This window comes from Mesorhizobium vachelliae (genome assembly GCF_033977325.1).
In the GTDB taxonomy this organism is placed as follows: Bacteria; Pseudomonadota; Alphaproteobacteria; order Rhizobiales; family Rhizobiaceae; genus Mesorhizobium; species Mesorhizobium vachelliae.
Map to the genome: position 1 here is coordinate 76,926 of NZ_JAVIIR010000001.1, position 24,133 is coordinate 101,058.

Sequence of the window (24,133 nt, forward strand, 5' to 3'; positions counted from 1 at the left end):
CCTTTGCTGAACGGCCATCGACGAGCGGAAGGGCGAATGGCGACCACGCAACTGGACAAGCCCAAAGCAGGCGGCCCCGGCGATCTCGCATTGCGGACGCTGAGGGCGATGCCGCGCGCCTGGAACCGGTTCTGGCGCCTGGTCGCGCTCTACATGCCGAAGCGGCTCTACGCGCGCTCGCTGATCATCGTCATCGCGCCGATGATCCTTCTGCAGTCCGTGGTCGCCTTCGTCTTCATGGAGCGCCATTGGCAGACGGTCACGCAGCGCCTGTCGCAGGCGACTATCTCGGACATAGCGGCGGTCATCGACATGATGGAGACCTATCCGCATGACGCCGACTACGCCAACATCATCCGCATCGCCCAGGACCGCATGCAGTTGAAGGTGGATCTGCTGCCGCCCGATCCGCTGCCGCCACCGGGTCCGAAACCGTTCTTCTCGATCCTCGACGAGGCGCTGTCGTCGGAGATCACCAGGCAGATCAACCGTCCGTTCTGGATCGACACGGTCGGCAATTCGAACGTCGTCGAGGTTCGCGTCCAGCTCGAAGGCAAGGTGCTGCGCGTTTTCGTGCGGCGAAGCCAGGCCTATGCCTCGAACACCCACATCTTCCTGATCTGGATGGTCGGCACCTCGCTGGTGCTGTTGATGATCGCCATTCCCTTCCTGCGCAATCAGATCAGGCCGATCCTTACGCTTGCCGAAGCCGCCGAGAGCTTCGGCAAGGGCCGGCCGATGCCGCGCGATTTCCGCCCGCGCGGCGCCGAGGAGGTTCGCCGAGCGGGTTTCGCCTTCATCCAGATGCGCGAGCGTATCGAGCGCCAGATCGAGCAGCGCACCGCCATGCTGACCGGCGTCAGCCACGATCTCAGGACCATCCTCACCCGCTTCAAGCTGCAATTGGCGCTGGCCGGCGGCAAGTCGGAGACCAAGGCCGCGCTGAACCAGGACATCGACGACATGCAGTCGATGCTCGAAGGCTATCTTTCCTTTGCCCGTGGTGAGGCCGCGGAGGATACCGGCCGTTTCGACCTCAACGCCTATTTTCAGAAACTCGGCGAGGAAGCCCAATTGCGCGGCTGCAAGCTGACGACGACATTGACCGGCGATCCGGCCGTGCATGTGCGGCCGAACGCCTTTGCCCGCTTGCTTTCGAACGTGATCGGCAATGCCTTCCGCTATGCCAAGACCGTCGAGGTTCACGCCAATCACGGTCGCGGCTCGCTCACCGTCACCATCGACGACGACGGGCCGGGCATCGCTCCTGACAAGCGCGAGGAGGTGTTCAAGCCTTTCCTGCGCCTCGACGAGGCGCGCAACCTGGATGCCAGCGGCACCGGGCTTGGCCTGTCGATCGCCCGCGACATCGCCCGCAGCCATGGCGGCGACATCAGCCTCGAGGACAGCCCGCTCGGCGGCCTGCGCGCCGTCATCAAGGTTCCCGCGTAAGCCGAAGCATGATCCCGAAAAGTGGAAACCGGTTTTCGGACAAGATCATGCTCAATCAAATAACTGCTTCATCCGCCCGTCATGAAATCATGGTCAAGAGCGCGCATGAAGCGCGCGACCCTCGTTGATTCGGCCCTGCCGCCCCGCTTCGATCCCGTGCCCGCCCGGGTGCACTGGAGCGAGGCGCGGGCTGCTGCCTGGCTGCCGTTCCGGCACCGCGCCGGCGCGTTCAGGAACTATTGCAAAGGATCGCCATGCGCATCCTGATGGTCACCGACGCGTGGCGGCCACAGGTCAATGGCGTGGTGCACACGCTGGAACGCCTCACCGAGGCGCTGAAACCCTTCGACGTCGAGCTCGATTTCCTGACGCCGAACCTCTTTCGCACCTTGCCGATGCCGACCTATCCCGACATCCGGCTGGCGCTTACGACGCCGGGTCAAGTCGCGCGCAGGATCGAGGCCGCCAAGGCCGACCACATCCACATCGTCACCGAGGGTCCGCTCGGCATCATGGCGCGTCGCCATTGCCGAAAGGTGGGCCGCCCCTTCACCACCAGCTATCACACGCGCTTTCCCGAATATCTCAGCGCCCGCCTGCCGGTGCCGGAGAGCTGGGCCTATAACTGGCTGCGCGACTTCCATAATTCCGGACAGGGCACGCTTGTCGCCACGCAATCGCTGGCGGACGACCTCGCGGCGCGCGGCTTCAACAAGCTGAGGCCCTGGACGCGCGGCGTCGACACCGACCATTTCCGGCCGGACAAGCGCAAGGAAACCGGATTTCCCCGCCCGGTTTTCCTGTGCGTCGGCCGCGTCGCGATCGAAAAGAACCTGACCGCCTTCCTCGATCTCGACCTGCCGGGCAGCAAGGTTATCGTCGGCGAAGGGCCGGAGCTGGCAAAGCTCAAGGCGCGCTATCCCAAGGCGCATTTCCTCGGCCACCGCCCGAACGACGAACTGGCCGAGATCTACGCGTCGGCCGACGTCTTCGTCTTTCCGAGCCGCACCGACACTTTCGGTAACGTCATCATCGAGGCGCTGGCCAGCGGAACGCCTGTCGCCGCCTATCCGGTGACCGGACCGATCGACATTGTCGGCGACGGCGTCGGCGGAGCCGTGTCGAACGATCTGGGCGAGGCGGCGATGAAGGCGCTTCACGTCGACCGCGCCGAAGCGCGCCAGCGCGCCATGCGCTACAGCTGGCAGGCCTGCGCCGAAATGTTCCTCGACGTGGTCAACGAAGCGCTGGGGATGCCAAGCAAGCGCGCCGATCAGGATAGGGTGGCTCCAGGCCGCCCCAGGCTCGTCCTAGAATAAGCGCCCGCCGTCTGGCACCTTGCGCTCGATGGCGCCGAGCACAACCGCACCCTCTTCATCGGGAAAGCCGAGCGTCAGCACTTCCGACATGAACGGGCCGATCTGGCGCGGCGGGAAGTTGACCACCGCGAAGACCTGGCGGCCTACGAGCGTTTCCGGCGCATAATATTTGGTGATCTGCGCCGACGACTTCTTCACCCCGATCGCCGGGCCGAAATCGATCTTCAGCTTGATTGCCGGCTTGCGCGCCTCCGGAAACGGCTCAGCCTCGAGGATCGTACCGGCACGGATATCGACCCGGTCGAAATCGGCAAAGCTGATCTCGGGCTTGCGCTCGCTGCTGGAACTCATCGGCAATATCGGTTTGGTTCAGGCGTTTCCATGGGTCTCGAAGAGCACGCTGGAGAGCGCGTCCTTCGCCGATGTACCCGACCAGACGACGAACTGGAAGGCCTGGAAATAGCATTCGCAGGCCTCGAGCGCCGACGACAGAAGCACCTCGACCTGCTGGCTCGACGGCTCGACCCCGCCGGCAAGCAGCAGCGACTGCCTGAACATGATCGCGCCTTCCTGCTCCCACAGATCGAAATGCCCGAACAGCATCTGCTCGTTGATCAGCGACAGGAGCCGCATCACTTCCAGCGCGCGCGTCTCCGGCACCTTGATGTCGAAAGCGCAGGCCAGATGCAGCGCCTCGAAATCCTCCATCCAGGAGAAGGAGACGTGGTAGTCGGTCCAACTGCCGGCGACCGAAATCGAAATCTCATCGTCACCGGCACGTTCGAAGGACCAGTCGTTGTTGTGGGCCACCTGCTCGATGACATCCACCGGGTGGATTTCGCGGGAGAATTCGAGTTCGAGGAGTTCCATGAATGCTTCCTGTGTTCAGGGGAGCGCCACACGCTCCGCGGGGCACACACGACGAACAATCTTGTCTAGAACTCGGACGGTCAGGACTTTCCAACGCAAAGACCCAACCGGCCCCACCGCCCGGCGCATGACCCTGCTCGAATCATGCAACAAATTCAGTCTATTGATCGGGAGTCGCGTGAACAGCCCAATTTTTCGCACTGCGTCATCCGCATGTGGAAAGGTGGCTGTCACGAAGATTCATGCAATGCCGGTAAGCGATTCACGGCAAAGCGATTTTTCGGATCGCGCTATGTGGAAAAGTTTAACGATTATTTTTTTGCGCGGGGCTTTGCAGCACCCGCAGGTGCGGCCTGTCCGGTCAGTTCGGCGAGCCTGGCCTCGAGCGCCTCGACGCGCGTCGCCAACTGGATGTTGTCTTCCCTCGCCTTGACCGCCATCTCGCGCACGGCCTCGAATTCTTCGCGCTGCACCACATCCATGGAGTTCAGCATGCGCTCGGCCTGAGCCCGGAACGCCGTCTCCACTTCCCGCCGCACGCCCTGCGCGGCGCCCGCGGCGTCGGTCATGATCTTTGCGAATTCGTCGAGAATGCGGTTCGGTCCGGTCGACATGGCAGATCCTCGCTTCGTCGATTTGAGGTAGTGGCACGCGGCGCGGAATGCAAGCGAAGCCTTGCCTTGACCGCGCCAAAACCCTGCCGCATGGTCCGCGCCCAATCGTGACCGTGCCCCGGAGACCCCGTTGAGCGAATATTTCCTGCTGCCGCTGGCCTCCCTGCCCTTCCCCAACATCGATCCGGTCATCGTTCATATCGGGCCGCTGGCGGTGCATTGGTATGGTGTCGGCTACATCGTCGGCATCCTCTTTGCGTGGTGGTATGCCAAGCGCCTCGTCACCGACCCGCGCCTGTGGCCGGACGGCAAGCTGCCGATGAAGCCCGAGGATCTCGACGATTTCATCGTCTGGGCGGCTATCGGCGTCGTGCTCGGCGGGCGCACCGGCTACGTGCTCTTCTACGATCTGAAGCGCTATATCGCCCATCCGCTCGACATCTTCGCCGTCTGGCAGGGCGGCATGTCGTTCCATGGCGGCCTGCTTGGCGTCATCCTCGCCATGACGCTGTTTTCGCTCAAGCGCCGCATCCACACCTGGACACTGTTCGATGTGGTGTCGGCAGGCGTGCCGGTTGGGCTCGGCCTTGTGCGCGTTGCCAACTTCATCAATTCGGAGCTCTGGGGCCGGCCCTCGGACGTGCCCTGGGCGATCGAATTCCCCAATGGCGGCCCGTTCACCCGCCACCCCAGCCAGCTCTACGAGGCGCTGCTCGAAGGCCTTGTGCTCTTCCTGGTGCTGCGCTTCCTCACCCATTCGCGGCTGAAACTGAAGACGCCGCGCTTCGTCGGCGGCGCCTTCATCTGCGGCTACGGCCTGTCGCGCATCTTCGTCGAGTTCTTCCGCGAGCCCGACCAGCAACTCGGCTACCTGCTTGGCACCAGTTGGCTGACCATGGGCATGATCCTGTCCACGCCGATGGTGCTCGCCGGCATCTGGGCCATGGTCACCGCAAAGCCGGCGCCCGAGCCGCGGGCGGCATGACCCGGCTGAAGGAGCGCATCATCGGCCTGATCGGCGCGGCGGGGCCGATCCCGGTCAGCGAGTATATGGCGCTCTGCCTGTTCGATCCCGACGAGGGCTACTACACGACGCGCGAGCCCTTCGGCGCCGCCGGCGACTTCATCACCGCGCCCGAGATCAGCCAGATGTTCGGCGAGCTGGTCGCCGTCTGGCTCTACCAGGCCTGGCAGGGCACCGGCCGGCCTTTGCCCGCGACCTTTGCCGAGATCGGTCCCGGCCGCGGCACCTTGATGAAGGACATGCTGCGCACGTGGTCGCGGCTCGACACCGGGCTCGTCGCCGGCGCCTCCTTTGCCATGGTCGAGACCAGCCCGCGCCTGGCTGAGATCCAGAAGCAGACGCTCGCCGACCGGAGCGTGACGCTTGCCTGGCACCAGACCATCGACACGCTGCCGCGGCAACCGCTCTTCATCGTCGGCAACGAATTGTTCGACGCGGTGCCGATCCGGCAGTTCGTCTATGTCGGCACAGGCTGGCGCGAGCGCGTTGTCGGCCTCGACGGCGCCGATGAACTGCATTTCTTCGCCGGCGCAGGGTCCGTCGACCCGGCACTGCTGCCGGCAGCCGCTGCCGATGCGCCGCAAGGCGCCGTCGTCGAAGTGGCGCCTGCCCGTTCGGCGCTGATGTCGCAGATCGGCGAACGCATAGCCGGCCTAGGCGGCGCTGGCCTCTTCATCGACTACGGCCATCTGCAGGCAGGGATCGGCGACACTTTCCAGGCGCTGCGCCGGCACCAACGCGAGGATGTTTTGGCCAATCCAGGCGAGGCCGACCTCACCGCCCATGTCGATTTCGCAGCTCTTGCCGGCATGGCGCGCGCTTACGGTCTCGACGTGCAATTGTCGACACAGGGCGAGTTTTTGCTCGGCATGGGCCTGCTCGAGCGCGCCGGCACGCTCGGCGCCGATGCCGATCTCGAGACACGTCAAGCCATCTCCGACGCGGTCGAACGCCTGGCCGGCCCCGACGCGATGGGTGAGCTGTTCAAGGTCATGAAGGTCCTGCCGGCGGCAAAAGCCGGCTGAGATCGGCGAGCGGCCTCGCCGTCTGGTCCGCATCGTTGTCCGAACTTCGCCTTGACGAACCCGCCTTGCACGGACGACAAACCCAACCATGCTGAATCACACCAGACCCGATCCAGTACGTTCGCCGCTGCTTGAACAGGCGCAAGGCATGCGCCACGGCTATTTCACCCGCATCGGCGGCGTCTCCGACGGTATCTATCGGGGGCTTAACATCGGCACCGGCTCCAGCGACGATCAGACACTGGTCGCCGAGAACCGGCGGCGCGTTGCCGATTGGATGGGCGTGCCGGCGGGTCATCTGTTGACCGCGCATCAGGTCCACTCGCCGGATGTCGTCGTCGCCAGGGAGCCCTTCGCCGGCCCGCGCCCGAAAGCCGACGCCATCGTCACCGACCGTCCCGGCATCGCCATCGGCGCCTCGACCGCCGATTGCGGGCCGGTCCTGTTCGCCGATGCCGAGGCGCGCGTCATCGGCGCTGCCCATGCGGGCTGGAAGGGCGCCTTCACCGGCGTGCTCGAGAACACGGTCGCCACGATGGAAGCCCTTGGCGCCCGCCGCGACCGCATCGTCGCCGTGCTTGGCCCCTCGATCGGACCCGACAATTACGAGGTCGGGCCGGAATTCGTCGCCCGCTTCGTCGAGGCCGACGCCGGCAATAACCGCTATTTCAGGCCGTCGAAGACCGCTGGCCACTCGATGTTCGACCTCAACCGATATACGGTCGACCGGTTGCGCAAGGCCGGCGTGACCGCCGAGGGCCTTGGCCGCTGCACTTACGCGGAAGAAGATCTCTTCTATTCCTACCGGCGCACCACACACCGCAAGGAAGCGGACTACGGGCGCCAGGTTTCGGCAATCGTTCTGGAGAAAGAGTAAATGGCGCTGCATTTCGAACGTTCGGAATTCGACGCACGACGCGACCGGCTGCTGATCGAAATGGCCGAGAAGAAGCTCGACGCCGTGCTTTTGTTCGCGCAGGAGAGCATGTACTGGCTGACTGGCTACGACACGTTCGGCTTCTGCTTCTTCCAGTGCCTGGTGGTGAAAGCCGACGGCTCGATGGTGTTGCTCACCCGTTCGGCCGATCTGAGGCAAGCGCGCCATACCTCGACCATCGAGAACATCGTGCTGTGGACCGACCGTCAGGACGCCAACCCGGCGATCGACCTGCGCAACCTGCTCAACGACCTCGATCTGCTTGGCGCCCGCATCGGCGTCGAATACGACACCCATGGCCTGACCGCCTATAACGGCCGGCGTCTCGACGAGCAGTTGCAGACCTTCGGCCAGATCGCGGATGCCTCCGGCATCGTCGGCCGGCTGCGCCTGTTCAAGAGCCCGGCCGAGATCGCCAAGGCGGAAAAGGCCGCCAATCTATCCGACGACGCGCTGGATGCGGCGCTACCGCTGATCAAGCAAGGCGGCGACGAAGGGCTCATTCTCGCCGCCATGCAGGGCGCGGTCTTTGCCGGCGGCGGCGACTATCCCGCCAACGAGTATATCATCGGCTCCGGCGCCGACGCTCTGCTCTGCCGCTACAAGGCCGGCCGTCGCAAGCTCACCAAGAACGACCAGCTGACGCTCGAATGGGCCGGCGTCTTCCACCACTATCATGCCCCCATGATGCGCACCGTTCTGACCGGCAAGGTGTCGAAACGTCACCAGGAATTGTTCGACGCTTCCCGTGCCGCCCTGCTCGCGGTCGAAAAGGCGATGACGCCGGGCAACACCTTCGGCGATGTCTTCGACGCGCATGCCCGCACGCTCGAGGCGCACAATCTGACCAAGCACCGGCTGAATGCCTGCGGCTATTCGGTCGGCGCACGCTTCACGCCGTCCTGGATGGACATGCCGATGTTCTACCAGGGCAATCCGGAGCCGATCGCACCCAATATGACGCTGTTCGCGCATATGATCATCATGGACTCCGAGACCGAGACCGCGATGACTCTTGGCCGCACCTACCTCACCACGGAATCGGCGCCGAAGCCGCTGTCGCGCCATGATCTCGACTTGATCGTGCAGTGAATCCATAATGGTTGGTTCACGCGGGGGCGTTCGCCACTAGGGAGTTTTCAGGCAAATGAGACGATCGCGGGTGACGACCGTGTCATTGCTTGCGGCGTTGGCGCTCGGCGCCTGCACCAACGCCAAGGACGTGCTCGATCCTTCCGCCGTCAAGCCGCCGGCGAGCTCGACCCAGTCTTCGGCCGCCACGCAGGGCACATCGACAACGGCCACCTCTCCGACCACGACCGCGCCTGCTCCTTCGCCAGCGCCTGCGCCTGCGACGACAGCATCCGCAAGACCCGCGACGCCGGCCCAGACCGCCGCCATCGCCAGGACGCGGCTGCAGGTGGCGCCGATCGTCGGCGCATCGGTGGACGCGGCGGCACCGTTGACGGCGGAACTGCAGACCCGTGCCAAACAGCGTGGCCTGACGCTTGTCGGCAGCACGGACCAGACGGCGACACATGTGCTGAAGGGCTATTTTTCGACGATGTCCGAGGGCAAGGACACGACCGTCATCTATGTCTGGGACATCTACGATCCGTCCGGCAACCGCCTGCACCGCATCAATGGCCAGCAGAAGGCGCCCTCCGTCGGCGCCGGCGAGGGCTGGCCCACGGTGGCGCCCGCCACCATGCAGGCCATCGCCGACCAGACGATCGACCAGTTCGCCGCCTGGCTCGGCAGCGGCGGCGCCGGTTGACCGGACCGGCAAAACTATTGCCGGCCAAACTGTTGCCGGCTTGCGATGTTTTCCCTGTTTGTTGCGGTCGCCGGAAGGAATCCCCACAACGAGGCTTGCAATACCGGCGCGGGCCGCTAAAAGCCCGCATAAAAGGCTCATGAGAGTCTCTCCGGCCTCTCCATCCTTCACCAGGAACGGTGCATGAAGCTTTTCGCGGGCAATTCCAACCGGGTGCTGGCCGAAGCGGTCGCTCGCTATCTCAACATCCCGTTAGGGAAGGCCAGCGTCAGGCGCTTCGCCGACCAGGAAATCTTCGTCGAGATCCAGGAAAACGTGCGCGGCGAGGATGTGTTCATCCTGCAGTCGACCTCTTATCCGACCAACGACCATCTGATGGAACTGCTCATCATGATGGACGCCTTCATGCGCTCCTCGGCGCGGCGCATCACGGCGGTCATCCCCTATTTCGGCTATGCAAGGCAGGACCGCCGCGCCTCGGGCCGCACGCCGATCTCGGCCAAGCTGGTCGCCAACATGATCACCCGCGCCGGCGCCAACCGCGTGCTGACGCTCGATCTGCATGCCGGCCAGATCCAGGGTTTCTTCGACATCCCGACCGACAATCTGTTCTCGGTGCCGGTGATGGCCCGAGACGTGAAGGCGAAATACAAGCAGCTCGGCAATGTCGTCGTGGTGTCGCCCGACATCGGCGGCGTGGTGCGGGCGCGCGCTTTGGCCAAGCGCTTCGATGCGCAGCTGGCCATCGTCGACAAGCGCCGCGAGCGCCCGGGCGAATCGGAAGTCATGAATATCATCGGCGCGGTCGCCGGCAAGGACTGCCTCTTGATCGACGACATCGTCGATTCCGGCGGCACGCTTTGCAACGCGGCCGACGCGCTGCTCGCCAATGGCGCGACCTCCGTCACCGCCTACATCACCCATGGCGTGCTCTCCGGCGGCGCCGTCGCCCGCATCGCCGGCTCGAAGCTGCAGGAGCTGGTCATCACCGATTCCATCCAGCCGACGCAGGGCGTGCTCGATGCGCCGAATATCCGCGTCATTTCGATCGCCGACCTGATGGGCGAGGCGATCTCGCGCACGGCGACCGAGGAATCGGTGTCGAGCCTGTTCGATTAAACCGCCGCAGTCTCCGCGCGAGGCGAGCCGCTCGGCCGCTTTGTCCCCTCGCCAGCATCACGGGCGCCGCGCATATAACCGCGCGGCGAGGCGCCGAGCATGCGTTTGAACATGGTCGTGAAAGCCGGCACGCTGTCATAGCCAAGATCGAGCGCCACCCTGGTGATCGGCTCGCCATCGGCGAGCCTCGGCAGCGCCGCGAACAGGCACGCCTGCTGGCGCCAGGTCGACAGCGACAGCCCGGTCTGGCGATGGAAGGCACGGGTGAACGACCGCCGGCTCATGCCCGCCGCATCCGCCCATTCGTCGATCGTCGCATGCGGCGAGGGCGCCGCCACGAAGCGCCGGCAGAGCGCCGCGAGCTTGTGATCGGAGGGGAAAGGCAGGCCGAGCGGCCGTTCCGGCAGGTTCGGGATCTCGTGCAGCAAAAGCCCCATGACGAGCGCGGCGCGTCCCTCAAGCTCGCCGCCTTGCGGCAGCTTCTCCGATTCCACGATCAGGCTGTGCATCAGTTCGGTGATGCCGACGACGCGCAAACCTTCCGGCAGACCGGCGACCGCATCCGGCACGACATAGACCGAGCGCATCGAGACGTCGCCCAGCATCTCGACGGCGTGCTCGGTGCCGGCCGGTATCCACATCGCATGGTCGGGCGGCACCATCCAGCGCCCGTGCTTCGTCGTCACCAGCACGACGCCGACCAGCGCGTGCAGCAACTGGCTGCGGCTGTGGCGGTGCCGCGGCACGTGATAGCCGTCCGGATATTCGGTCGGCAGCGCCACCGCTGGTCCGACGGCCTGTTCCAGCCATTGCCAGCGGCTTTCGTGCAGCCGGCCGAGCTCGGCGGCGTCGCCTTTGAATATCTCCTTGCCGTGCGGCATTGATGTGGCCCACTTGCGAAACTATTGGACCAAACCACGAAAGAAGTCGCTTGGCAACGGGCCTATAAGGCCGGCTGCGGTTCGCCGCCCAAAGACTACGGAGCATTGCCTTGACTGATACGACCGCCACCTCCGTCGCCGCACCGGCGCCGGCAAGCAACATCTCGGCGCAAGCGACGGCCTTCACCGTCATTCTTGCGGTGAGCTTCTGCCACTGCGTCAACGACATCATGCAGTCGCTGCTTTCGGCGATCTATCCGCTGCTCAAGGACAATTACGGTCTCGATTTCTGGCAGATCGGCCTTCTGACCTTCACCTTCCAGGTGACGGCCTCGCTGCTGCAGCCGGTGATCGGCATGATCACCGACAAGAAGCCGATGCCCTATTCCTTGCCCTGGGGCATGGCCTCGTCGCTGGTCGGGCTGGTGGTGCTTGCTCATGCCGGCCACTATTGGCTGCTCCTGATCGGCGCCTCGCTGATCGGCATCGGCTCGGCGATCTTCCATCCGGAATCCTCGCGCATCGCCCGCTTCGCCTCGGGCGGCCGCTTCGGCCTGGCGCAGTCCCTGTTCCAGGTTGGCGGCAATTTCGGCCAGGCCATGGGCCCGTTGCTCGCCGCCTTCATCGTCGTGCCGTTCGGCCAGACCAGCATTTCCTGGTTCGCCGTCGGCTCGCTGATCGGCATCGTCGTCTTGTGGCAGGTGGGCGGCTGGTACAGCCGGCTGCGCGCCTCGATGGCCACGCGCAAGCAGGCCGCCCATGTCTCGCCCTTCGCGCGCAAGAAGGTCATGTGGGCGCTGGCCGTGCTGACGCTGCTGGTGCTGACCAAGAACGCCTATATCGCCTCGCTCTCCAGCTACTATACCTTCTACGCCATGCATAAGTTCGGTGTTTCGGTGCAGATGAGCCAGGTGATGCTGTTCCTGTTCCTCGGCGCCTCGGCGCTGGGCATCCTGCTCGGCGGCCCGTTCGGCGACCGCTACGGCCAGAAGGCGATGATCTGGTTCTCGATCGTCGGCGTGCTGCCCTTCACGCTCGCGCTGCCCTACGCCAATCTGGAATGGACGATGGTGCTGACCGTGCTGATCGGCCTGATCCTTTCGTCGGCCTTCTCCAACATCGTCGTCTTCGCGCAGGAGTTGGTTCCGGGCCGCGTCGGCATGATCGCCGGCATCTTCTTCGGCTTCGCCTTCGGCATGGGCGGCATCGCCGCCGCGGTGCTCGGCGTCGTCGCCGACATGAAGGGCATCGACTTCGTCTATCAGATCTGCTCGTACCTGCCCTTCCTCGGTCTGCTGACGGTCTTCCTGCCCAACATGAAGGAAGCGCGGAAGGCCTGATTGCCCGGCCATCTCGAACGACTTCCAAAGATCAAAGCACCCGCCGCCTGGCGGGTGCTTTCGTGTTTGGCGACCCGCCTCAAGCCTTGAAGAAGGCCAGCAGGTCGGCGTTGATGACATCCGCACGGGTCGTCGCCATGCCATGCGGAAAGCCCTTATAGACCTTGAGCTCGCCCTTCTTGAGCAGCTTGATCGAGATGAGCGCGGAGTCCGCGATCGGCACGATCTGGTCGTCGTCGCCATGCATGACCAGCACCGGCACATCGATTGCCTTCAGGTCCTCGGTGAAGTCCGTTTCCGAGAAGGCCTTGATGCAGTCGTAATGCGCCTTGGCGCCCCCCATCATGCCCTGGCGCCACCAATTGTCGATGACGCCATCGGAAACCTGCGCGCCCGGACGGTTGAAGCCATAGAACGGGCCGGCCGGCACGTCGTGGAAGAACTGGGCGCGATTGGCCGCCAGCGCCGCGCGGAAACCGTCGAACACCTCGATCGGCAAGCCGCCTGGATTGGCAGGCGTCTTCACCATGATCGGCGGCACCGCGCCGATCAACACGGCCTTGGCGACGCGGCCGCCCGAGCCATACTTGGCCACATAGCGCGCCACCTCGCCGCCGCCCGTCGAATGGCCGACATGGATGGCGTCCTTGAGGTCGAGATGCGCGACGAGCTCAGCCACGTCGGCCGCGTAGGTGTCCATCTCGTTGCCGGTATCGGTCTGGCTGGAACGGCCGTGGCCGCGCCGGTCATGCGCGACGACACGGTAACCCTTTGACAGGAAGAACAGCATCTGGGCGTCCCAGTCGTCGCTGCTCAGCGGCCAGCCATGATGGAATACGATCGGCTGGCCCGTCCCCCAATCCTTGTAGAAGATCCGCGTTCCGTCCTTGGTGGTGATCGTGCCGCTGCCCGAACCTGACTTGGTCTGCCCTGGAGTGGTCTGCAAGCTCATCTCAATCTCCTTCGTTTGATACCGCAATAAACAATATCGCGATAACTATCTGCGTAGCGGAGATCCAAAGCCTTGTCCACGAAAATATGTATCGCGATATCATTTTTCGTGGTACACAGCGGATGCTCAGTCGGCAAAAGGAATGCGCCGTGCCTCTCCCGTTGGACAATCAGCTTTGCTTCACGCTCTATGCCACCTCGATGGCGATCAACCGCACCTACAAGCCGATGCTGGATGAGATGGGCATCACCTACCCGCAATACCTCGTGCTTAACGCGCTGGGAGAGGCGGACGGCATGTCGGTGGGCAGCATCGCGCATCGGCTCGCTTTGGAATCGAGCACCATCACGCCGCTGGTCAAAAGAATGGAGCAGGCTGGCCTTGTCACACGGCAGCGCAGCCAGACCGACGAGCGTCAGGTGCAAGTCGACCTGACCCCCAGCGGACGGGCTCTGCTCGTCCAGTGCAATTGCCTGAACGAGACGCTGATCGAGCGGTCAGGCATGAAGCTGGCTGAACTCGATGCCTTGAACCGGCAAATCCAGGCGTTGCGCGACGCGCTGACTGACGGCCAGGCGGTCGACGCCGCCTAAGCGCAACGGAATCGCGCAAAAGCCGGCGTTCACGCCTCGATCTTGACCGGCGGCAGCGGCGGCGCATCCAGCCCCTGGAACGGGTCGCGCCAGGCGTCGATCGCTTCCAGCCGACCATACCAGCGACGGATCGACGGATAGTCGTCGAGCGGCAATCCGGCAACGTCGTTGAAGGGCAGGAACGTCGCCATGCGGAAGTCCGCATAGGAGATCGAATTGCCGACAAGCCAATCCCGCGCGGAAAGCTCAGGCTCGAGGACCGCCGCGGCTCTGTGGAACTGCTTCAGCCCCTCCTCGACCAGCGCCTGATCGATGGGACCCAACCCGTAGCGCTGCTTGGTGCCGCGCTCAAAATGCACCATGTCGCAAGCGAAGGCGAACCGTTCCTTGCCCCAGCTGATCCAGCGGATCATGTCCGGCTCATCGTCTCCGTTGCGCCAGAAATCCGAACGCGTCGTGCGCGAAAGCCGGCAGGCGATGGCGTCCGCCTCCCACAGGCTCCATCCCGCGCCGACCAATATCGGCAAGGTCAGATTGGGGTTGAGCGCGCGGTAGCGCTCGGCCTGCCCCGGCGCCATGGGCGATGCGAATTCGAACGCGATCTCCGCCTTGAGATAGCGCGCCGTCGCGACCGCGAGGCGAGGATTGGGATTGCGGCTGAAAAGAAGTTTCATAGTGGTCCCCACGGTTCTGGTTACGCGCCGCAGGACGGCTGAGAGCCGCCCTATCCTACATTGTCGCAAACGGGACTTCCGGTTATGCTTTCGTCGCTGGCAACCACCCATGCCAAGCCTTCCAGCCCAACCGCTTGCGCCCCCGCCCGCCTTCCGCTATAGAGCCGCCACCCGCGTAGACACCCTTGGAGGCAACGCGGAGGAAGGCCGGCAAGGCCCGGCATGATCCCCAGACGCATTTGGATCGCCAAACGCATCGGACAGATCGTGCAAGGCCGCGACGGCTTTCGACGTTTACGGTTGGCCCCGTGCTTGCCGCAAGCGCTCCATAACACGCGAAAGGAAATGCCATGAGCCACGATGCTTACGAGCTCAAGGCCGAAGCGCGCGAACAGGTCGGTAAGGGGTCCGCCCGTGCAGTTCGTCGCAACGGTAAAGTGCCTGCAGTTATTTACGGCGACAAGCAGCCTCCCCTGGCGATTGCGCTGAACTACAAGGACATCTTCTACAAGATCCATGGCGGCGGGTTCCTGACCACGGTCGCCACGATCGATGTCGACGGCAAGAAGATCCAGGTTCTGCCGAAGGATTTCCAGCTCGACCCGGTCAAGGATTTCCCTGTCCATGTCGACTTCCTGCGCATCGGCAAGGACACCGAGGTCAATGTCGACGTGCCTGTCCACTTCATCAATGAGGACAAGTCGCCCGGCATCAAGCGCGGCGGCGTGCTCAACATCGTTCGCCACGAAGTCGAGTTCCACTGCCCGGCCAACGCGATCCCGGAATCCATCACCGTCGATCTCACCGGCACCGACATCGGCGACTCGATCCACATCTCGGCGGTCAAGCTGCCGGCCGGCGTCAAGCCGGTCATCTCCGATCGCGACTTCACCATCGCGACCATTGCCGGCTCCGCCGCAATGAAGCCGGAGACGGAAGAGACCACCGAGGCGGCGGCGACCGAGACGGCGGCCCCGGCGGCCGAAGAGAAGTAATTTCTCCGAGCCGGATGATTTCATCCGGCTCTAAATCAGAGAAATAGAGCATGATGTTTTCCGAAAACCGCCTCACACTTTTCGGCATCATGCTCTAGGCGTCCGGAGACGGCGATGCTTGTCTTTGCAGGCCTCGGCAATCCAGGCCCGAAATACGAGAACAACCGGCACAATGTCGGCTTCATGGCGGCGGACGCGATAGCCCGCCGCCATTCCTTTTCGCCCTGGTCTCGGAAATTCCAGGGCCTGATCTGCGAAGGCACGCTCGGCGGCGAGAAAATCCTGCTGATCAAGCCGCAGACCTTCATGAACCTGTCCGGGCAGTCGGTCGGCGAGGCGCTGCGCTTTTACAAGCTCGAGCCGGCTGCGCTCACCGTCTTCTATGACGAGATCGACCTTGCCGCCGGCAAGCTCCGGGTCAAGGTCGGCGGCGGCTCCGGCGGCCATAACGGCATCCGCTCGCTCGACCAGCATGTCGGCAACGCCTATCGCCGGGTGCGCATCGGCGTCGGCCATCCCGGCGTCAAGGAGATGGTGCACGGCCACGTGCTTGGCGATTTCGCCAAGGCGGACCGTGAGTGGCTCGATGTCCTGCTGGACGCAATCGCCGACGACGCCGCGCTGCTCGCCAAGGGCGACGACAACTCGTTCATGAACCGCGTCACCCTCACCTTGCGCGACAAGCTGGTGCCGACCGGCGATGACGACCGCCCGCCGCCCAAGGCGCCGAAGCAGCAAAGCCATGTCCGCCAGGCGCGCCCGCAGCAGCCGACGGCAAAAATTCCCGAAAGCGGCCCTATGGCCGCCATGCTGAAGAAGCTGTTCGGAAAAGATTGAAGAGCGGCGGCGCCGGCGCACGACCGTTCAGATCGCATTCGGCCGGCGCCGGCATCGCATCCTGGTCATAAGTGAGATCGGCATGGCGGACAGTGTTTCGGATCTGGCGAAACACGCCAGGGAACTCGGCCTGGCCGGAGACTTCGCCGCGGGCCACGCGCTGATCGACCGAGCCTTTCGTCTGGCCGGCGACGATCCGAAAGCCCGCGCGATCTGCTCCCTCGAGCGCGGCCGCCTCCACAATTCCGCCGGCGAACGCGAAAAGGCGCGGCCACTGTTCGCCGAAGCCTGGCGACTGGCGCGGCAGACCGGGGCCCATGCGTTGGCCGTGGACGCCGCGCATATGCTGGCAATCGTTGGAACACTTGACGAGGCCATCGAATGGACAGCGTCCGCCCTCGCCTATATCGGCGAGCATCCCGAGGCCGGAACCTGGCGCGGACCGCTGCTCAACAATCTCGGCTGGTCCTACTTCGATGCCGGCCGGTTCGTCGATGCATTGGTCCTGTTCGAGCAGGCGGTCGAATTGCGCCGCTCGACCGGCGAGAAGCGCGAGCTGCGCATTGCGCGCTACGCCGCGATCAGGACGTTGCGCGCGCTGGGATGCCTGGAAGACGCCCTGCGACTTGCCGAGGAAACCGTCGCCGCGGCAGCCGCCGACGGCGCGCAGGCGCCCTATGTGCTGGAGGAGTTGGCCGAATGCCGCGCCCTTCTCGGCGACGTGAGTGGCGCTCGCGAAAGCGCACAACATGCGCTGGCGGTGCTGGAGCAGGACCAGGCCTTCGTTCGCGGCGAACCGGTGCGTCTCGCCAGACTGCGTCGGCTTGCACGATGATCGCGCGATAACCAGATTAGCCGCCATGATGCCGCCCGGCCGATCGGGGCTTGACGTTCGTCACCCCTATCGCCCATAGCCCTCACCAAAATCGAATTCCGACAGGACTGGACGAACATGGGTTTCAAATGTGGCATCGTTGGCTTGCCCAACGTCGGCAAGTCGACGCTGTTCAACGCGCTGACCAGGACGGCCGCCGCGCAGGCCGCCAACTATCCTTTCTGCACCATCGAGCCGAACACCGGCGAGGTGGCGGTGCCTGATCCGCGCCTGCGGAAGATCGCGGCGATCGGCAAGTCGAAGGAGATCATCCCGACCCGCATCTCCTTCGTCGACATCGCCGGCCTGGTGCGCGGCGCCTCCAAGGGCGAAGGGCTGGGCAACCAGTTCCTCGCCAACATCCGCGAGGTCGACGCCATCGTGCATGTGCTGCGCTGTTTCGAGGATGACGACATCACCCATGTCGAGGGCCGCATCGATCCGGTAGCCGACGCCGAGACGGTCGAGACCGAGCTGATGCTTGCGGACCTCGAAAGCCTCGAGCGCCGCATCGTCCAGTTCCGCAAGCGCGCCTCCGGCAAGGACAAGGAAGCGATGGCCGTGCTACCGATGATGGAGGCGGCGCTCGAATTGCTGCAGGCCGGCAAGCCGACGCGCTTCCTGCTCAATGGCATCGCGGCGGAGGATCTGCGTATCCTGCAAGGGCTGAACCTGCTCACCTCGCATCCCGTCCTCTATGTCTGCAATGTCGCCGAGGCGGACGCCGCCACCGGCAACGAGCACACCAGGGCGGTGGAGAAGATGGCGGCCGCGCAGGGCGCCGGCACCGTGGTGATCTCGGCGGCGATCGAGGCGGAGGTCGCCCAGCTTTCCGACGAGGAGGAAATGGAATTCCTTGCCTCGATCGGCCTCGACGAGCCTGGCCTCAACAAGGTGATCCGCGCCGGCTACGAGCTCCTGCATCTCATCACCTATTTCACCGTCGGACCGAAGGAGACGCGCGCCTGGACGATCCATAAGGGTGACAAGGCGCCGCAGGCCGCCGGCGTCATCCACACCGATTTCGAGCGCGGCTTCATCCGGGCCCAGACGATCTCCTACAATGACTTCGTCACGCTGGGCGGCGAAGTGGCGGCCAAGGAAGCCGGCAAGGCGCGCGACGAAGGCAAGGAGTATGTCGTCCAGGACGGCGACATCATGCTGTTCAAGTTCAACACCTGAGTGCCTGACTGGCTTACCAGAAATCACTTGACCAAATCGTCCTAGGCCTGCATCCGGGTTGCCCGATCTTTGGGATTAACCGGATTGCCGACATGACCGGAAAGACCTGGGCTTATGAGGATTTCGTCGAGGGCGCATCGCTGGACATCGGCAGCAAGACCGTAAGCGCTGCCGAGATCATCGAATTCGCCTCGGAGTTCGATGCCCAGCCGATGCATCTCGATGAGGAAGCCGGCAAGGCCAGCATCCTCGGCGGGCTTTCGGCTTCGGGCTGGCACACCTGCGCGATGTTCATGCGCATGCTGTGCGACGCCTTCCTGCTCGATTCGACCTCTCAAGGGTCGCCCGGCATCGAGCATGTGAAATGGAAGAAGCCGGTTCTGGCCGGCGACATCCTGCGCGGCACGGTTACGATCCTGTCCAAGCGCCAGTCCAAATCGCGGCCCCAGCTCGGCTTGATCACCATGCGCAGCGAACTGGTCAACCAGCGCGGCGAGAGTGTCTTCGAGCTGGAGAACACCGGCATGTTCCTGACCCGTGAGGCCGCGGCATGACCCTCGACGAGTACTTCCTGATCGGCGAAACCGTCACGCTCGGCTCGCACAAGTTCGAGGCCGACGAAATCAAGGCGTTCGCCAGGAAATACGATCCGCAGATCTTCCACGTCGATGAAGAGGCGGCGAGGAAGAGCGTGCTTGGCGGGCTCTGCGCCTCGGGCTGGCACACCGCCGCCACCTGGATGAAATACAATCTCGAAAAGCGCATGGAGACCGAGGGCGTGCGTTGGACCGGCCCCGGCCCGCAGCCCGAATTCGGCCCCTCGCCCGGCTTCCGCAACTTGAAATGGCTAAAGCCGGTCTATGCCGGCGAGACGGTGACCTTCACCCGCACCGCCTTGGCCCACCGCCCGCTTGCCGGGCGCCCAGGCTGGAACCTGCTCACGCTGCGCTCGGAGGGCTTTGATTCGACCGGCGACAAGGTCATCGAATTCGACAGCGCCGTGCTGGTGAAGGTGGGGTAGCTGCACCTCTCCTTCTCCCCTTGCGGGAGAAGGTGTCGCCGAAGGCAACGGATGAGGGGTGCTCCAGGGAAAGCCAGCGTCTCACTCCGCTGGAACACCCCTCATCCGTCTCGGCGCTAACGCGCCGATCCACCTTCTCCTACAAGGGGAGAAGGGGAAAACCGCTCAATGCCCCTCGAACCCGATCAGCGTCCTGACCGGCACGCCGAGCGCTTCCAGCTTCTGGCGTCCGCCGAGATCCGGCAAGTCGATGACGAAGCAGGCGGCGACGATGTCGGCGCCGATCTGCCTCAGCAGCCTCACCGCCGCTTCCGCCGTGCCGCCGGTGGCGATCAGGTCGTCGACGACGATCACCTTCTCGCCCGGCGAGACGCCGTCCTTGTGCATCTCCATCTCGTCCAGCCCGTATTCGAGGCTGTAGGCCACGCGCACCGTCTCATAAGGCAGCTTGCCCTTCTTGCGGATCGGTACGAAGCCGGCCGACAGTTGGTGCGCCACGGCGCCCCCGAGGATGAAGCCGCGCGCCTCGATGCCGGCGATCTTGTCGATCTTCAGCCCGGCATAGGGATGCACCAACTCGTCGATGGCGCGGCGGAAGGCGCGCGCGTCGCCAAGCAGCGTGGTGATGTCGCGAAACAGGATACCGGGCTTCGGATAGTCCGGGATGGTGCGGATGGCCGAAAGCAGCGTGTCTTCGAGGGAGGATTTCATGAGCGGTTGATCCGTTGCCGCACAGTTTTGCCGGCAAGCGGCCGAAAAGAAAAGGGCGCCTTTCGGCGCCCTTGCATTTTTCTGGTAGCCGGCCGGCTCAGTGCGCCACGTCGGCCCAAACCCTGCGCTTGGTCATGTAGACCAGCGCGCCGAAGAGCAGCAGGAAGACCATGACGCGGAAGCCGGTCTTCTTGCGTTCCTCCAGATGCGGCTCGGCGGCAAACATCAGGAAGGCCGCGACGTCGCGGGCATACTGGTCGACGGTCTGCGGCGAGCCGTCGTCATAGGTCACCTGTCCGTCCGAGAGCGGCTTCGGCATCTTCAGCGACACGCCGGACAGGAAGTACGGATTGTAGTGCGTGCCTTCCGGGATCACCATGCCGGCCGGCGGCGTCTGGTCGTAGCCGGTGAGCAGCGAGTGGATGTAATCCGGGCCGCCCTGCGCGTACTGGGTGAAGATATCGAAGATGAAGCGCGGGAAGCCGCGCTCGACGCCGCGCGCCTTGGCGAGCAGCGACATGTCAGGCGGGGCTGCGCCACCATTGGCGGCGGCAGCGGCCTGCTCGTTCGGGAACGGCGCCGGGAAATGGTCCGACGGCTTGCCGGGGCGGTCGAACATGTCGCCGGCGTCGTTCGGGCCGTCATGGATGGTATAGCCGGCGGCCAGCGTCTTGATCTGCGCGTCCGAATAGCCGAGCCCTTCCAGCGTGCGGAAGGCCACCAGGTTCATCGAGTGGCAGGCCGAGCAGACTTCCTTGTAGACCTTGAGGCCGCGCTGCAGCTGCGCCTTGTCATAGGTGCCGAACGGGCCGGCGAAGCTCCAGCTCATTTCCTTCGGTTCGTTGATCGGGAAATGCGTCGGTGCGGCCGGGTTCTGTTCTTCCGCGGCGATGGCCGCGGTGCCCGCAACCACCAGGCCGAGCAGCGCCAGCGAGGTGAGAATCTTCTTCATACCCAAAATCCCCTCAGATCCTCAGCCTTTGGTTTCCGGCGCGGCGGTCGCGCCTGCCGGATGTCCACTGCCGCCCTTGTTCTTTTCCAGCACCGCCTCGGTGATCGAGTTCGGCAGCCTGCGCGGCGTCTCGATCAGGCCGAGCACCGGCATGATGATCAGGAAGAAGGCGAAGTAGAACAAGGTCGCCATCTGCGCCATGAACACGTAAGAGCCTTCCGCCGGCTGCGAGCCCAGCCATCCGAGCAGGATGGCGTCGGCCACGAACAGCCAGAAGAACAGCTTGTACCACGGACGGTAGACCGCCGAGCGCACCTTCGAGGTGTCGAGCCACGGCACCAGGAACAGCATGGCGATGGCGCCGAACATGCACAGCACGCCGCCGAGCTTGGAGTTGATCGGGCCGATGTTGAAGGTGATGGCGCGCAGGATCGCGTAGAACGGCAGGAAGTACCATTCCGGAACGATATGGGCCGGCGTCTTCAGCGGGTTGGCGACCGTATAGTTGTCCGGGTGGCCGAGATAATTCGGCAGGTAGAAGACGAAATAGGCGAAGAAGAACAGGAACACGATCATGCCGAACGCGTCCTTGATGGTCGCATAAGGCGTGAAGGCGACGGTGTCGGTCTTCGACTTGACCTCGATGCCGGTCGGGTTCGACTGGCCCACGACATGCAGCGCCCAGATATGCAGCACGACGACACCGGCGATCATGAACGGCAACAGGTAATGCAGCGCAAAGAAGCGGTTCAGCGTCGGATCGTCGACGGCGAAGCCACCGAGCAGCAGCTGCTGGATCCAGTTGCCGACCAGCGGGATGGCGCTGAAGAAGCCGGTGATGACGGTGGCGCCCCAGAAGCTCATCTGACCCCATGGCAGCACATAGCCCATGAAGCCGGTGGCCATCATCAGCAGGTAGATGATGCAGCCGAGGATCCACAGGAGCTCGCGCGGCGCCTTGTAGGAGCCGTAGAACAGGCCGCGGAAGATGTGGATGTAGACGGCGACGAAGAAGAACGAGGCGCCGTTAGAATGGAGATAGCGCAGCAGCCATCCCGAATTCACGTCGCGCATGATCTTCTCGACCGAATCGAAGGCGAGATTGGTGTCGGACGTGTAGTGCATCGCCAGCACGATGCCGGTCAGGATCTGCGCGACCAGCATGATCGACAGGATGCCGCCGAACGTCCACATGTAGTTGAGGTTGCGCGGCACCGGATAGGCGACGAAGCTGTCATAGATCAGCCGCGGCAGCGGCATGCGGGCGTCGAACCAGCGCTCGATACCGGTCTTGGGCGTATAGGTCGAGTGTCCCTCGCTCATCGAAATATCCCCTGCCTCAACCGATAAGGATCTTGGTATCGGAAATGAACTTGAATACCGGGATCGCCATGTTCTCCGGCGCCGGGCCTTTGCGGATGCGGCCGGCGGTGTCGTACTGCGAACCGTGGCACGGGCAGAACCAGCCGCCGAAATCGCCTTCCTGGCCGAGCGGGATGCAGCCGAGATGGGTGCAGACCTGCACCATCACCATCCAGGCTTCCTTGCCGGGCGTGGTGCGGTTGGCGTCGGTCGCCGGCGCATCGGACGGCAGATTGGCATTGCGCGCGATCGGGTCCTTCAGATCGGCGAGATTGACGGCTTCGCCGTCCTTCATTTCCTTTTCGGTGCGGTTGCGCACCACCACCGGCTTGCCGCGCCATTTGACGATCAGCGAGCTGCCGGGTTGCAGCGAGGAGACATCGACCTCGACCGAGGCCAGCGCCAGCGTCGAGGCGTCAGGGCGCATCTGGTCGATGAACGGCCACGCGACGGCTCCCGCGCCGACGACGGCGGCCATGCCGGTGGCTACGTAGAGAAAATCGCGACGGTTGGGATCGTGGATGTCGGTTGCGCTCACGGGTGCCTGATCCTTTCGCCTCTTCCTAACCGGAGGCCGAGCCTTGTCCCCGCTCAATCGCACCTGCCCGACAGCGCATGGCGAACAGGCTAGCGAATTCCTCCGGCATTTGGATTTTCGGTTTATGCGGGCAGCCCGTTTTTGTCCAGCGGGGTGAGGCCACAAGGGCAGATTGTCGCGGGGATGCGCGGCGACCCTAGCCGGCGCGTCCCTGCCAGGCCGCCGGACAGGGTGAAACAGCGGGAAATCCGGGCCGAAATCGGGCCGGTGTTCGCCTCGACATCGGCTCCTGGCCCGGTCTATTGTTCGGCCATGGCGCATGTCATTGAACGCGACAGCTGGGCCGAAGCCCCCGACCGTTGGAAAGGCGAGCTGCAATGCGGCCAGTTCGGCGCCAATTCCTGCCTGATCTTCAACCATCAGCCGAAGGTCGGCGGCGGTCCGCGCCTGCACAAGCACCCTTATGCGGAAATCTTCGTCATCCGCTCCGGCACAGGCCTGTTCACGATCGGCGACCAGGAAATCAAGGCCACGGCCGGCCAGATCCTGATCGTGCCGCCCGACACGCCGCACAAATTCACCAATCTCGGTCCCGGCCCGCTCGAAAGCACCGACATCCACGAGAACGGCCACTTCATCACCGAGTGGCTGGAATAGCTGGTTCAGAGCAATTCCAGGAAAAGTGTGAGCGGTTTTCCGCCCGGAATTGCGTCAAAACAAGGAGATAGAGCGGTTCGCCGTTTCCGTGAAACGGTGAAACGCTCTAGCTGGCGCCCAGCCTGACCAGAACCGCCCTTGGGATGTCGTATTCGCGGATCACGGCATCATGCTTGCGCAAACCGCAGAGCTCGCGCTGGATGAAATAGGCATGGACGGCCGCGGCCGCTTCCTTGAGCAGCAGGTTGCGATGCTCGCCCTCGCCGCCCCCGCGCAATTTGGCAAGGGTTTCCTCCACGCGCTGGCCGGCCCGGCCGAGCGCTGCGGCCTTTTCGGCGAGGATCTCGTGGCCGAGCAGGTCGAGCGCGCTTTCCTGCGCGCCTGACCGTCCGAAATTGGTGGGCATGCGTACCGACATGATGCCGTT

General features: G+C 64.1%; 28 protein-coding genes. 17 read left to right on the top strand and 11 right to left on the bottom strand.

Annotated features, from left to right (window positions below; genetic code table 11):
- The first annotated feature begins 36 nt into the window (after positions 1-36).
- A complete protein-coding gene (locus RFM41_RS00410; protein ID WP_320245565.1) occupies positions 37-1,452 on the top strand; it encodes an ATP-binding protein in 1,416 nt (471 codons plus the stop codon).
- 254 nt (positions 1,453-1,706) lie between these two features.
- On the top strand, positions 1,707-2,771 hold the full coding sequence (locus RFM41_RS00415) for a glycosyltransferase family 4 protein (protein ID WP_320245566.1): 1,065 nt from the start codon (positions 1,707-1,709) through the stop codon (positions 2,769-2,771).
- Here RFM41_RS00415 and RFM41_RS00420 read toward each other — a convergent pair.
- The 3 genes from RFM41_RS00420 to RFM41_RS00430 form a co-directional block, all read right to left on the bottom strand.
- Complete coding sequence (locus RFM41_RS00420; RefSeq protein ID WP_320245567.1) at positions 2,763-3,122, bottom strand: tRNA-binding protein; 360 nt, start codon at positions 3,120-3,122, stop codon at positions 2,763-2,765. The genes RFM41_RS00415 and RFM41_RS00420 overlap by 9 nt on opposite strands.
- 18 nt (positions 3,123-3,140) lie before the next feature.
- On the bottom strand, positions 3,141-3,641 hold the full coding sequence (locus RFM41_RS00425) for a type III secretion system chaperone family protein (RefSeq protein ID WP_040989643.1): 501 nt from the start codon (positions 3,639-3,641) through the stop codon (positions 3,141-3,143).
- Positions 3,642-3,952: 311 nt separating this feature from the next.
- Positions 3,953-4,255, bottom strand: coding sequence for an accessory factor UbiK family protein (locus tag RFM41_RS00430; protein WP_224636597.1), 303 nt, complete (start codon positions 4,253-4,255; stop codon positions 3,953-3,955).
- 130 nt (positions 4,256-4,385) lie between these two features.
- On the opposite strand from RFM41_RS00430, the gene lgt reads away from it, so the two are divergent.
- The 6 genes from lgt to RFM41_RS00460 all read left to right on the top strand — a co-directional run bounded on the left by lgt (position 4,386) and on the right by RFM41_RS00460 (position 10,137).
- Positions 4,386-5,240 carry a prolipoprotein diacylglyceryl transferase gene (gene lgt / locus RFM41_RS00435; protein WP_320245568.1) on the top strand — a complete coding sequence of 285 codons (855 nt, stop codon included), beginning with the start codon at positions 4,386-4,388 and terminating at the stop codon, positions 5,238-5,240.
- Positions 5,237-6,304: a class I SAM-dependent methyltransferase gene (locus RFM41_RS00440; RefSeq protein ID WP_320245569.1), complete on the top strand. Its 1,068-nt coding sequence runs from the start codon at positions 5,237-5,239 to the stop codon at positions 6,302-6,304. The genes lgt and RFM41_RS00440 overlap by 4 nt, the downstream gene beginning before the upstream one ends.
- A gap of 88 nt (positions 6,305-6,392) precedes the next feature.
- Positions 6,393-7,181, top strand: coding sequence for a peptidoglycan editing factor PgeF (gene pgeF / locus RFM41_RS00445; RefSeq protein WP_320245570.1), 789 nt, complete (start codon positions 6,393-6,395; stop codon positions 7,179-7,181).
- The gene (locus tag RFM41_RS00450; RefSeq protein WP_320245571.1) at positions 7,182-8,333 is read left to right on the top strand and encodes a M24 family metallopeptidase; all 1,152 of its coding nucleotides are present in this window, start codon (positions 7,182-7,184) and stop codon (positions 8,331-8,333) included.
- 55 nt (positions 8,334-8,388) lie between these two features.
- The gene (locus RFM41_RS00455; RefSeq protein WP_320245572.1) at positions 8,389-9,018 is read left to right on the top strand and encodes a hypothetical protein; all 630 of its coding nucleotides are present in this window, start codon (positions 8,389-8,391) and stop codon (positions 9,016-9,018) included.
- Positions 9,019-9,201: 183 nt separating this feature from the next.
- Positions 9,202-10,137 (top strand): ribose-phosphate pyrophosphokinase, encoded by a 936-nt coding sequence (locus RFM41_RS00460; protein WP_040989656.1) that lies wholly within the window; start codon positions 9,202-9,204, stop codon positions 10,135-10,137.
- On the opposite strand, the gene RFM41_RS00465 is transcribed toward RFM41_RS00460, so the two are convergent.
- Complete coding sequence (locus RFM41_RS00465; protein ID WP_320245573.1) at positions 10,134-11,018, bottom strand: AraC family transcriptional regulator; 885 nt, start codon at positions 11,016-11,018, stop codon at positions 10,134-10,136. The genes RFM41_RS00460 and RFM41_RS00465 overlap by 4 nt on opposite strands.
- A gap of 110 nt (positions 11,019-11,128) precedes the next feature.
- Between RFM41_RS00465 and RFM41_RS00470 the strand changes: the two genes are divergently transcribed.
- Positions 11,129-12,358: an MFS transporter gene (locus tag RFM41_RS00470; protein WP_320245574.1), complete on the top strand. Its 1,230-nt coding sequence runs from the start codon at positions 11,129-11,131 to the stop codon at positions 12,356-12,358.
- Positions 12,359-12,437: 79 nt separating this feature from the next.
- On the opposite strand, the gene RFM41_RS00475 is transcribed toward RFM41_RS00470, so the two are convergent.
- Positions 12,438-13,310, bottom strand: a complete 873-nt coding sequence (locus RFM41_RS00475; protein ID WP_320245575.1) for an alpha/beta fold hydrolase — start codon at positions 13,308-13,310, stop codon at positions 12,438-12,440.
- 149 nt (positions 13,311-13,459) lie between these two features.
- On the opposite strand from RFM41_RS00475, the gene RFM41_RS00480 reads away from it, so the two are divergent.
- Entirely contained in the window at positions 13,460-13,903 is a 444-nt protein-coding gene (locus RFM41_RS00480; RefSeq protein WP_320245576.1) for a MarR family winged helix-turn-helix transcriptional regulator, read from the top strand.
- Between the two features lie 29 nt (positions 13,904-13,932).
- Here RFM41_RS00480 and RFM41_RS00485 read toward each other — a convergent pair whose 3' ends face one another.
- A complete protein-coding gene (locus tag RFM41_RS00485) occupies positions 13,933-14,577 on the bottom strand; it encodes a glutathione S-transferase family protein (protein ID WP_320245577.1) in 645 nt (214 codons plus the stop codon).
- 350 nt (positions 14,578-14,927) lie between these two features.
- Between RFM41_RS00485 and RFM41_RS00490 the strand changes: the two genes are divergently transcribed.
- From RFM41_RS00490 to RFM41_RS00515, 6 genes are all read left to right on the top strand, one after another.
- Entirely contained in the window at positions 14,928-15,572 is a 645-nt protein-coding gene (locus tag RFM41_RS00490; RefSeq protein WP_320245578.1) for a 50S ribosomal protein L25/general stress protein Ctc, read from the top strand.
- A gap of 114 nt (positions 15,573-15,686) precedes the next feature.
- Positions 15,687-16,409 carry an aminoacyl-tRNA hydrolase gene (gene pth, locus RFM41_RS00495; RefSeq protein ID WP_320245579.1) on the top strand — a complete coding sequence of 241 codons (723 nt, stop codon included), beginning with the start codon at positions 15,687-15,689 and terminating at the stop codon, positions 16,407-16,409.
- Between the two features lie 82 nt (positions 16,410-16,491).
- On the top strand, positions 16,492-17,244 hold the full coding sequence (locus RFM41_RS00500) for a tetratricopeptide repeat protein (protein ID WP_320245580.1): 753 nt from the start codon (positions 16,492-16,494) through the stop codon (positions 17,242-17,244).
- A 117-nt stretch (positions 17,245-17,361) separates the two neighbouring features.
- Positions 17,362-18,465, top strand: a complete 1,104-nt coding sequence (ychF, locus tag RFM41_RS00505) for a redox-regulated ATPase YchF (RefSeq protein ID WP_320245581.1) — start codon at positions 17,362-17,364, stop codon at positions 18,463-18,465.
- Positions 18,466-18,557: 92 nt separating this feature from the next.
- On the top strand, positions 18,558-19,019 hold the full coding sequence (locus RFM41_RS00510; RefSeq protein ID WP_320245582.1) for a MaoC family dehydratase: 462 nt from the start codon (positions 18,558-18,560) through the stop codon (positions 19,017-19,019).
- Positions 19,016-19,486: a MaoC family dehydratase gene (locus RFM41_RS00515; protein ID WP_320245583.1), complete on the top strand. Its 471-nt coding sequence runs from the start codon at positions 19,016-19,018 to the stop codon at positions 19,484-19,486. The genes RFM41_RS00510 and RFM41_RS00515 overlap by 4 nt, the downstream gene beginning before the upstream one ends.
- A gap of 165 nt (positions 19,487-19,651) precedes the next feature.
- Here RFM41_RS00515 and RFM41_RS00520 read toward each other — a convergent pair whose 3' ends face one another.
- The 4 genes from RFM41_RS00520 to petA all read right to left on the bottom strand — a co-directional run bounded on the left by RFM41_RS00520 (position 19,652) and on the right by petA (position 23,049).
- Positions 19,652-20,197, bottom strand: coding sequence for an adenine phosphoribosyltransferase (locus RFM41_RS00520; RefSeq protein WP_320245584.1), 546 nt, complete (start codon positions 20,195-20,197; stop codon positions 19,652-19,654).
- A 97-nt stretch (positions 20,198-20,294) separates the two neighbouring features.
- Entirely contained in the window at positions 20,295-21,149 is an 855-nt protein-coding gene (locus RFM41_RS00525; protein ID WP_320245585.1) for a cytochrome c1, read from the bottom strand.
- Positions 21,150-21,170: 21 nt separating this feature from the next.
- On the bottom strand, positions 21,171-22,472 hold the full coding sequence (locus RFM41_RS00530) for a cytochrome b (RefSeq protein ID WP_320245586.1): 1,302 nt from the start codon (positions 22,470-22,472) through the stop codon (positions 21,171-21,173).
- Between the two features lie 16 nt (positions 22,473-22,488).
- Complete coding sequence (gene petA / locus RFM41_RS00535; protein WP_042647595.1) at positions 22,489-23,049, bottom strand: ubiquinol-cytochrome c reductase iron-sulfur subunit; 561 nt, start codon at positions 23,047-23,049, stop codon at positions 22,489-22,491.
- 312 nt (positions 23,050-23,361) lie between these two features.
- On the opposite strand from petA, the gene RFM41_RS00540 reads away from it, so the two are divergent.
- The gene (locus RFM41_RS00540) at positions 23,362-23,706 is read left to right on the top strand and encodes a cupin domain-containing protein (RefSeq protein WP_320246189.1); all 345 of its coding nucleotides are present in this window, start codon (positions 23,362-23,364) and stop codon (positions 23,704-23,706) included.
- A gap of 106 nt (positions 23,707-23,812) precedes the next feature.
- On the opposite strand, the gene RFM41_RS00545 is transcribed toward RFM41_RS00540, so the two are convergent.
- Positions 23,813-24,124, bottom strand: a complete 312-nt coding sequence (locus RFM41_RS00545; RefSeq protein ID WP_320245587.1) for a DUF6665 family protein — start codon at positions 24,122-24,124, stop codon at positions 23,813-23,815.
- Positions 24,125-24,133: the final 9 nt, after the last annotated feature.

Coding starts and splice junctions, on each gene's coding strand:
- RFM41_RS00490 (WP_320245578.1), top strand. CDS start 14,928: ATGAGCCACGATGCTTACGAGCTCAAGGCCGAAGCGCGCGAACAGGTC.
- RFM41_RS00455 (WP_320245572.1), top strand. CDS start 8,389: ATGAGACGATCGCGGGTGACGACCGTGTCATTGCTTGCGGCGTTGGCG.
- pth (WP_320245579.1), top strand. CDS start 15,687: ATGCTTGTCTTTGCAGGCCTCGGCAATCCAGGCCCGAAATACGAGAAC.
- RFM41_RS00460 (WP_040989656.1), top strand. CDS start 9,202: ATGAAGCTTTTCGCGGGCAATTCCAACCGGGTGCTGGCCGAAGCGGTC.
- RFM41_RS00410 (WP_320245565.1), top strand. CDS start 37: ATGGCGACCACGCAACTGGACAAGCCCAAAGCAGGCGGCCCCGGCGAT.
- RFM41_RS00415 (WP_320245566.1), top strand. CDS start 1,707: ATGCGCATCCTGATGGTCACCGACGCGTGGCGGCCACAGGTCAATGGC.
- RFM41_RS00440 (WP_320245569.1), top strand. CDS start 5,237: ATGACCCGGCTGAAGGAGCGCATCATCGGCCTGATCGGCGCGGCGGGG.
- RFM41_RS00500 (WP_320245580.1), top strand. CDS start 16,492: ATGGCGGACAGTGTTTCGGATCTGGCGAAACACGCCAGGGAACTCGGC.
- RFM41_RS00465 (WP_320245573.1), bottom strand. CDS start 11,018: ATGCCGCACGGCAAGGAGATATTCAAAGGCGACGCCGCCGAGCTCGGC.
- RFM41_RS00420 (WP_320245567.1), bottom strand. CDS start 3,122: ATGAGTTCCAGCAGCGAGCGCAAGCCCGAGATCAGCTTTGCCGATTTC.
- ychF (WP_320245581.1), top strand. CDS start 17,362: ATGGGTTTCAAATGTGGCATCGTTGGCTTGCCCAACGTCGGCAAGTCG.
- RFM41_RS00450 (WP_320245571.1), top strand. CDS start 7,182: ATGGCGCTGCATTTCGAACGTTCGGAATTCGACGCACGACGCGACCGG.
- RFM41_RS00530 (WP_320245586.1), bottom strand. CDS start 22,472: ATGAGCGAGGGACACTCGACCTATACGCCCAAGACCGGTATCGAGCGC.
- RFM41_RS00475 (WP_320245575.1), bottom strand. CDS start 13,310: ATGAGCTTGCAGACCACTCCAGGGCAGACCAAGTCAGGTTCGGGCAGC.
- RFM41_RS00520 (WP_320245584.1), bottom strand. CDS start 20,197: ATGAAATCCTCCCTCGAAGACACGCTGCTTTCGGCCATCCGCACCATC.
- RFM41_RS00525 (WP_320245585.1), bottom strand. CDS start 21,149: ATGAAGAAGATTCTCACCTCGCTGGCGCTGCTCGGCCTGGTGGTTGCG.
- RFM41_RS00515 (WP_320245583.1), top strand. CDS start 19,016: ATGACCCTCGACGAGTACTTCCTGATCGGCGAAACCGTCACGCTCGGC.
- RFM41_RS00430 (WP_224636597.1), bottom strand. CDS start 4,255: ATGTCGACCGGACCGAACCGCATTCTCGACGAATTCGCAAAGATCATG.
- RFM41_RS00510 (WP_320245582.1), top strand. CDS start 18,558: ATGACCGGAAAGACCTGGGCTTATGAGGATTTCGTCGAGGGCGCATCG.
- RFM41_RS00545 (WP_320245587.1), bottom strand. CDS start 24,124: ATGTCGGTACGCATGCCCACCAATTTCGGACGGTCAGGCGCGCAGGAA.
- RFM41_RS00540 (WP_320246189.1), top strand. CDS start 23,362: ATGGCGCATGTCATTGAACGCGACAGCTGGGCCGAAGCCCCCGACCGT.
- RFM41_RS00485 (WP_320245577.1), bottom strand. CDS start 14,577: ATGAAACTTCTTTTCAGCCGCAATCCCAATCCTCGCCTCGCGGTCGCG.
- pgeF (WP_320245570.1), top strand. CDS start 6,393: ATGCTGAATCACACCAGACCCGATCCAGTACGTTCGCCGCTGCTTGAA.
- RFM41_RS00425 (WP_040989643.1), bottom strand. CDS start 3,641: ATGGAACTCCTCGAACTCGAATTCTCCCGCGAAATCCACCCGGTGGAT.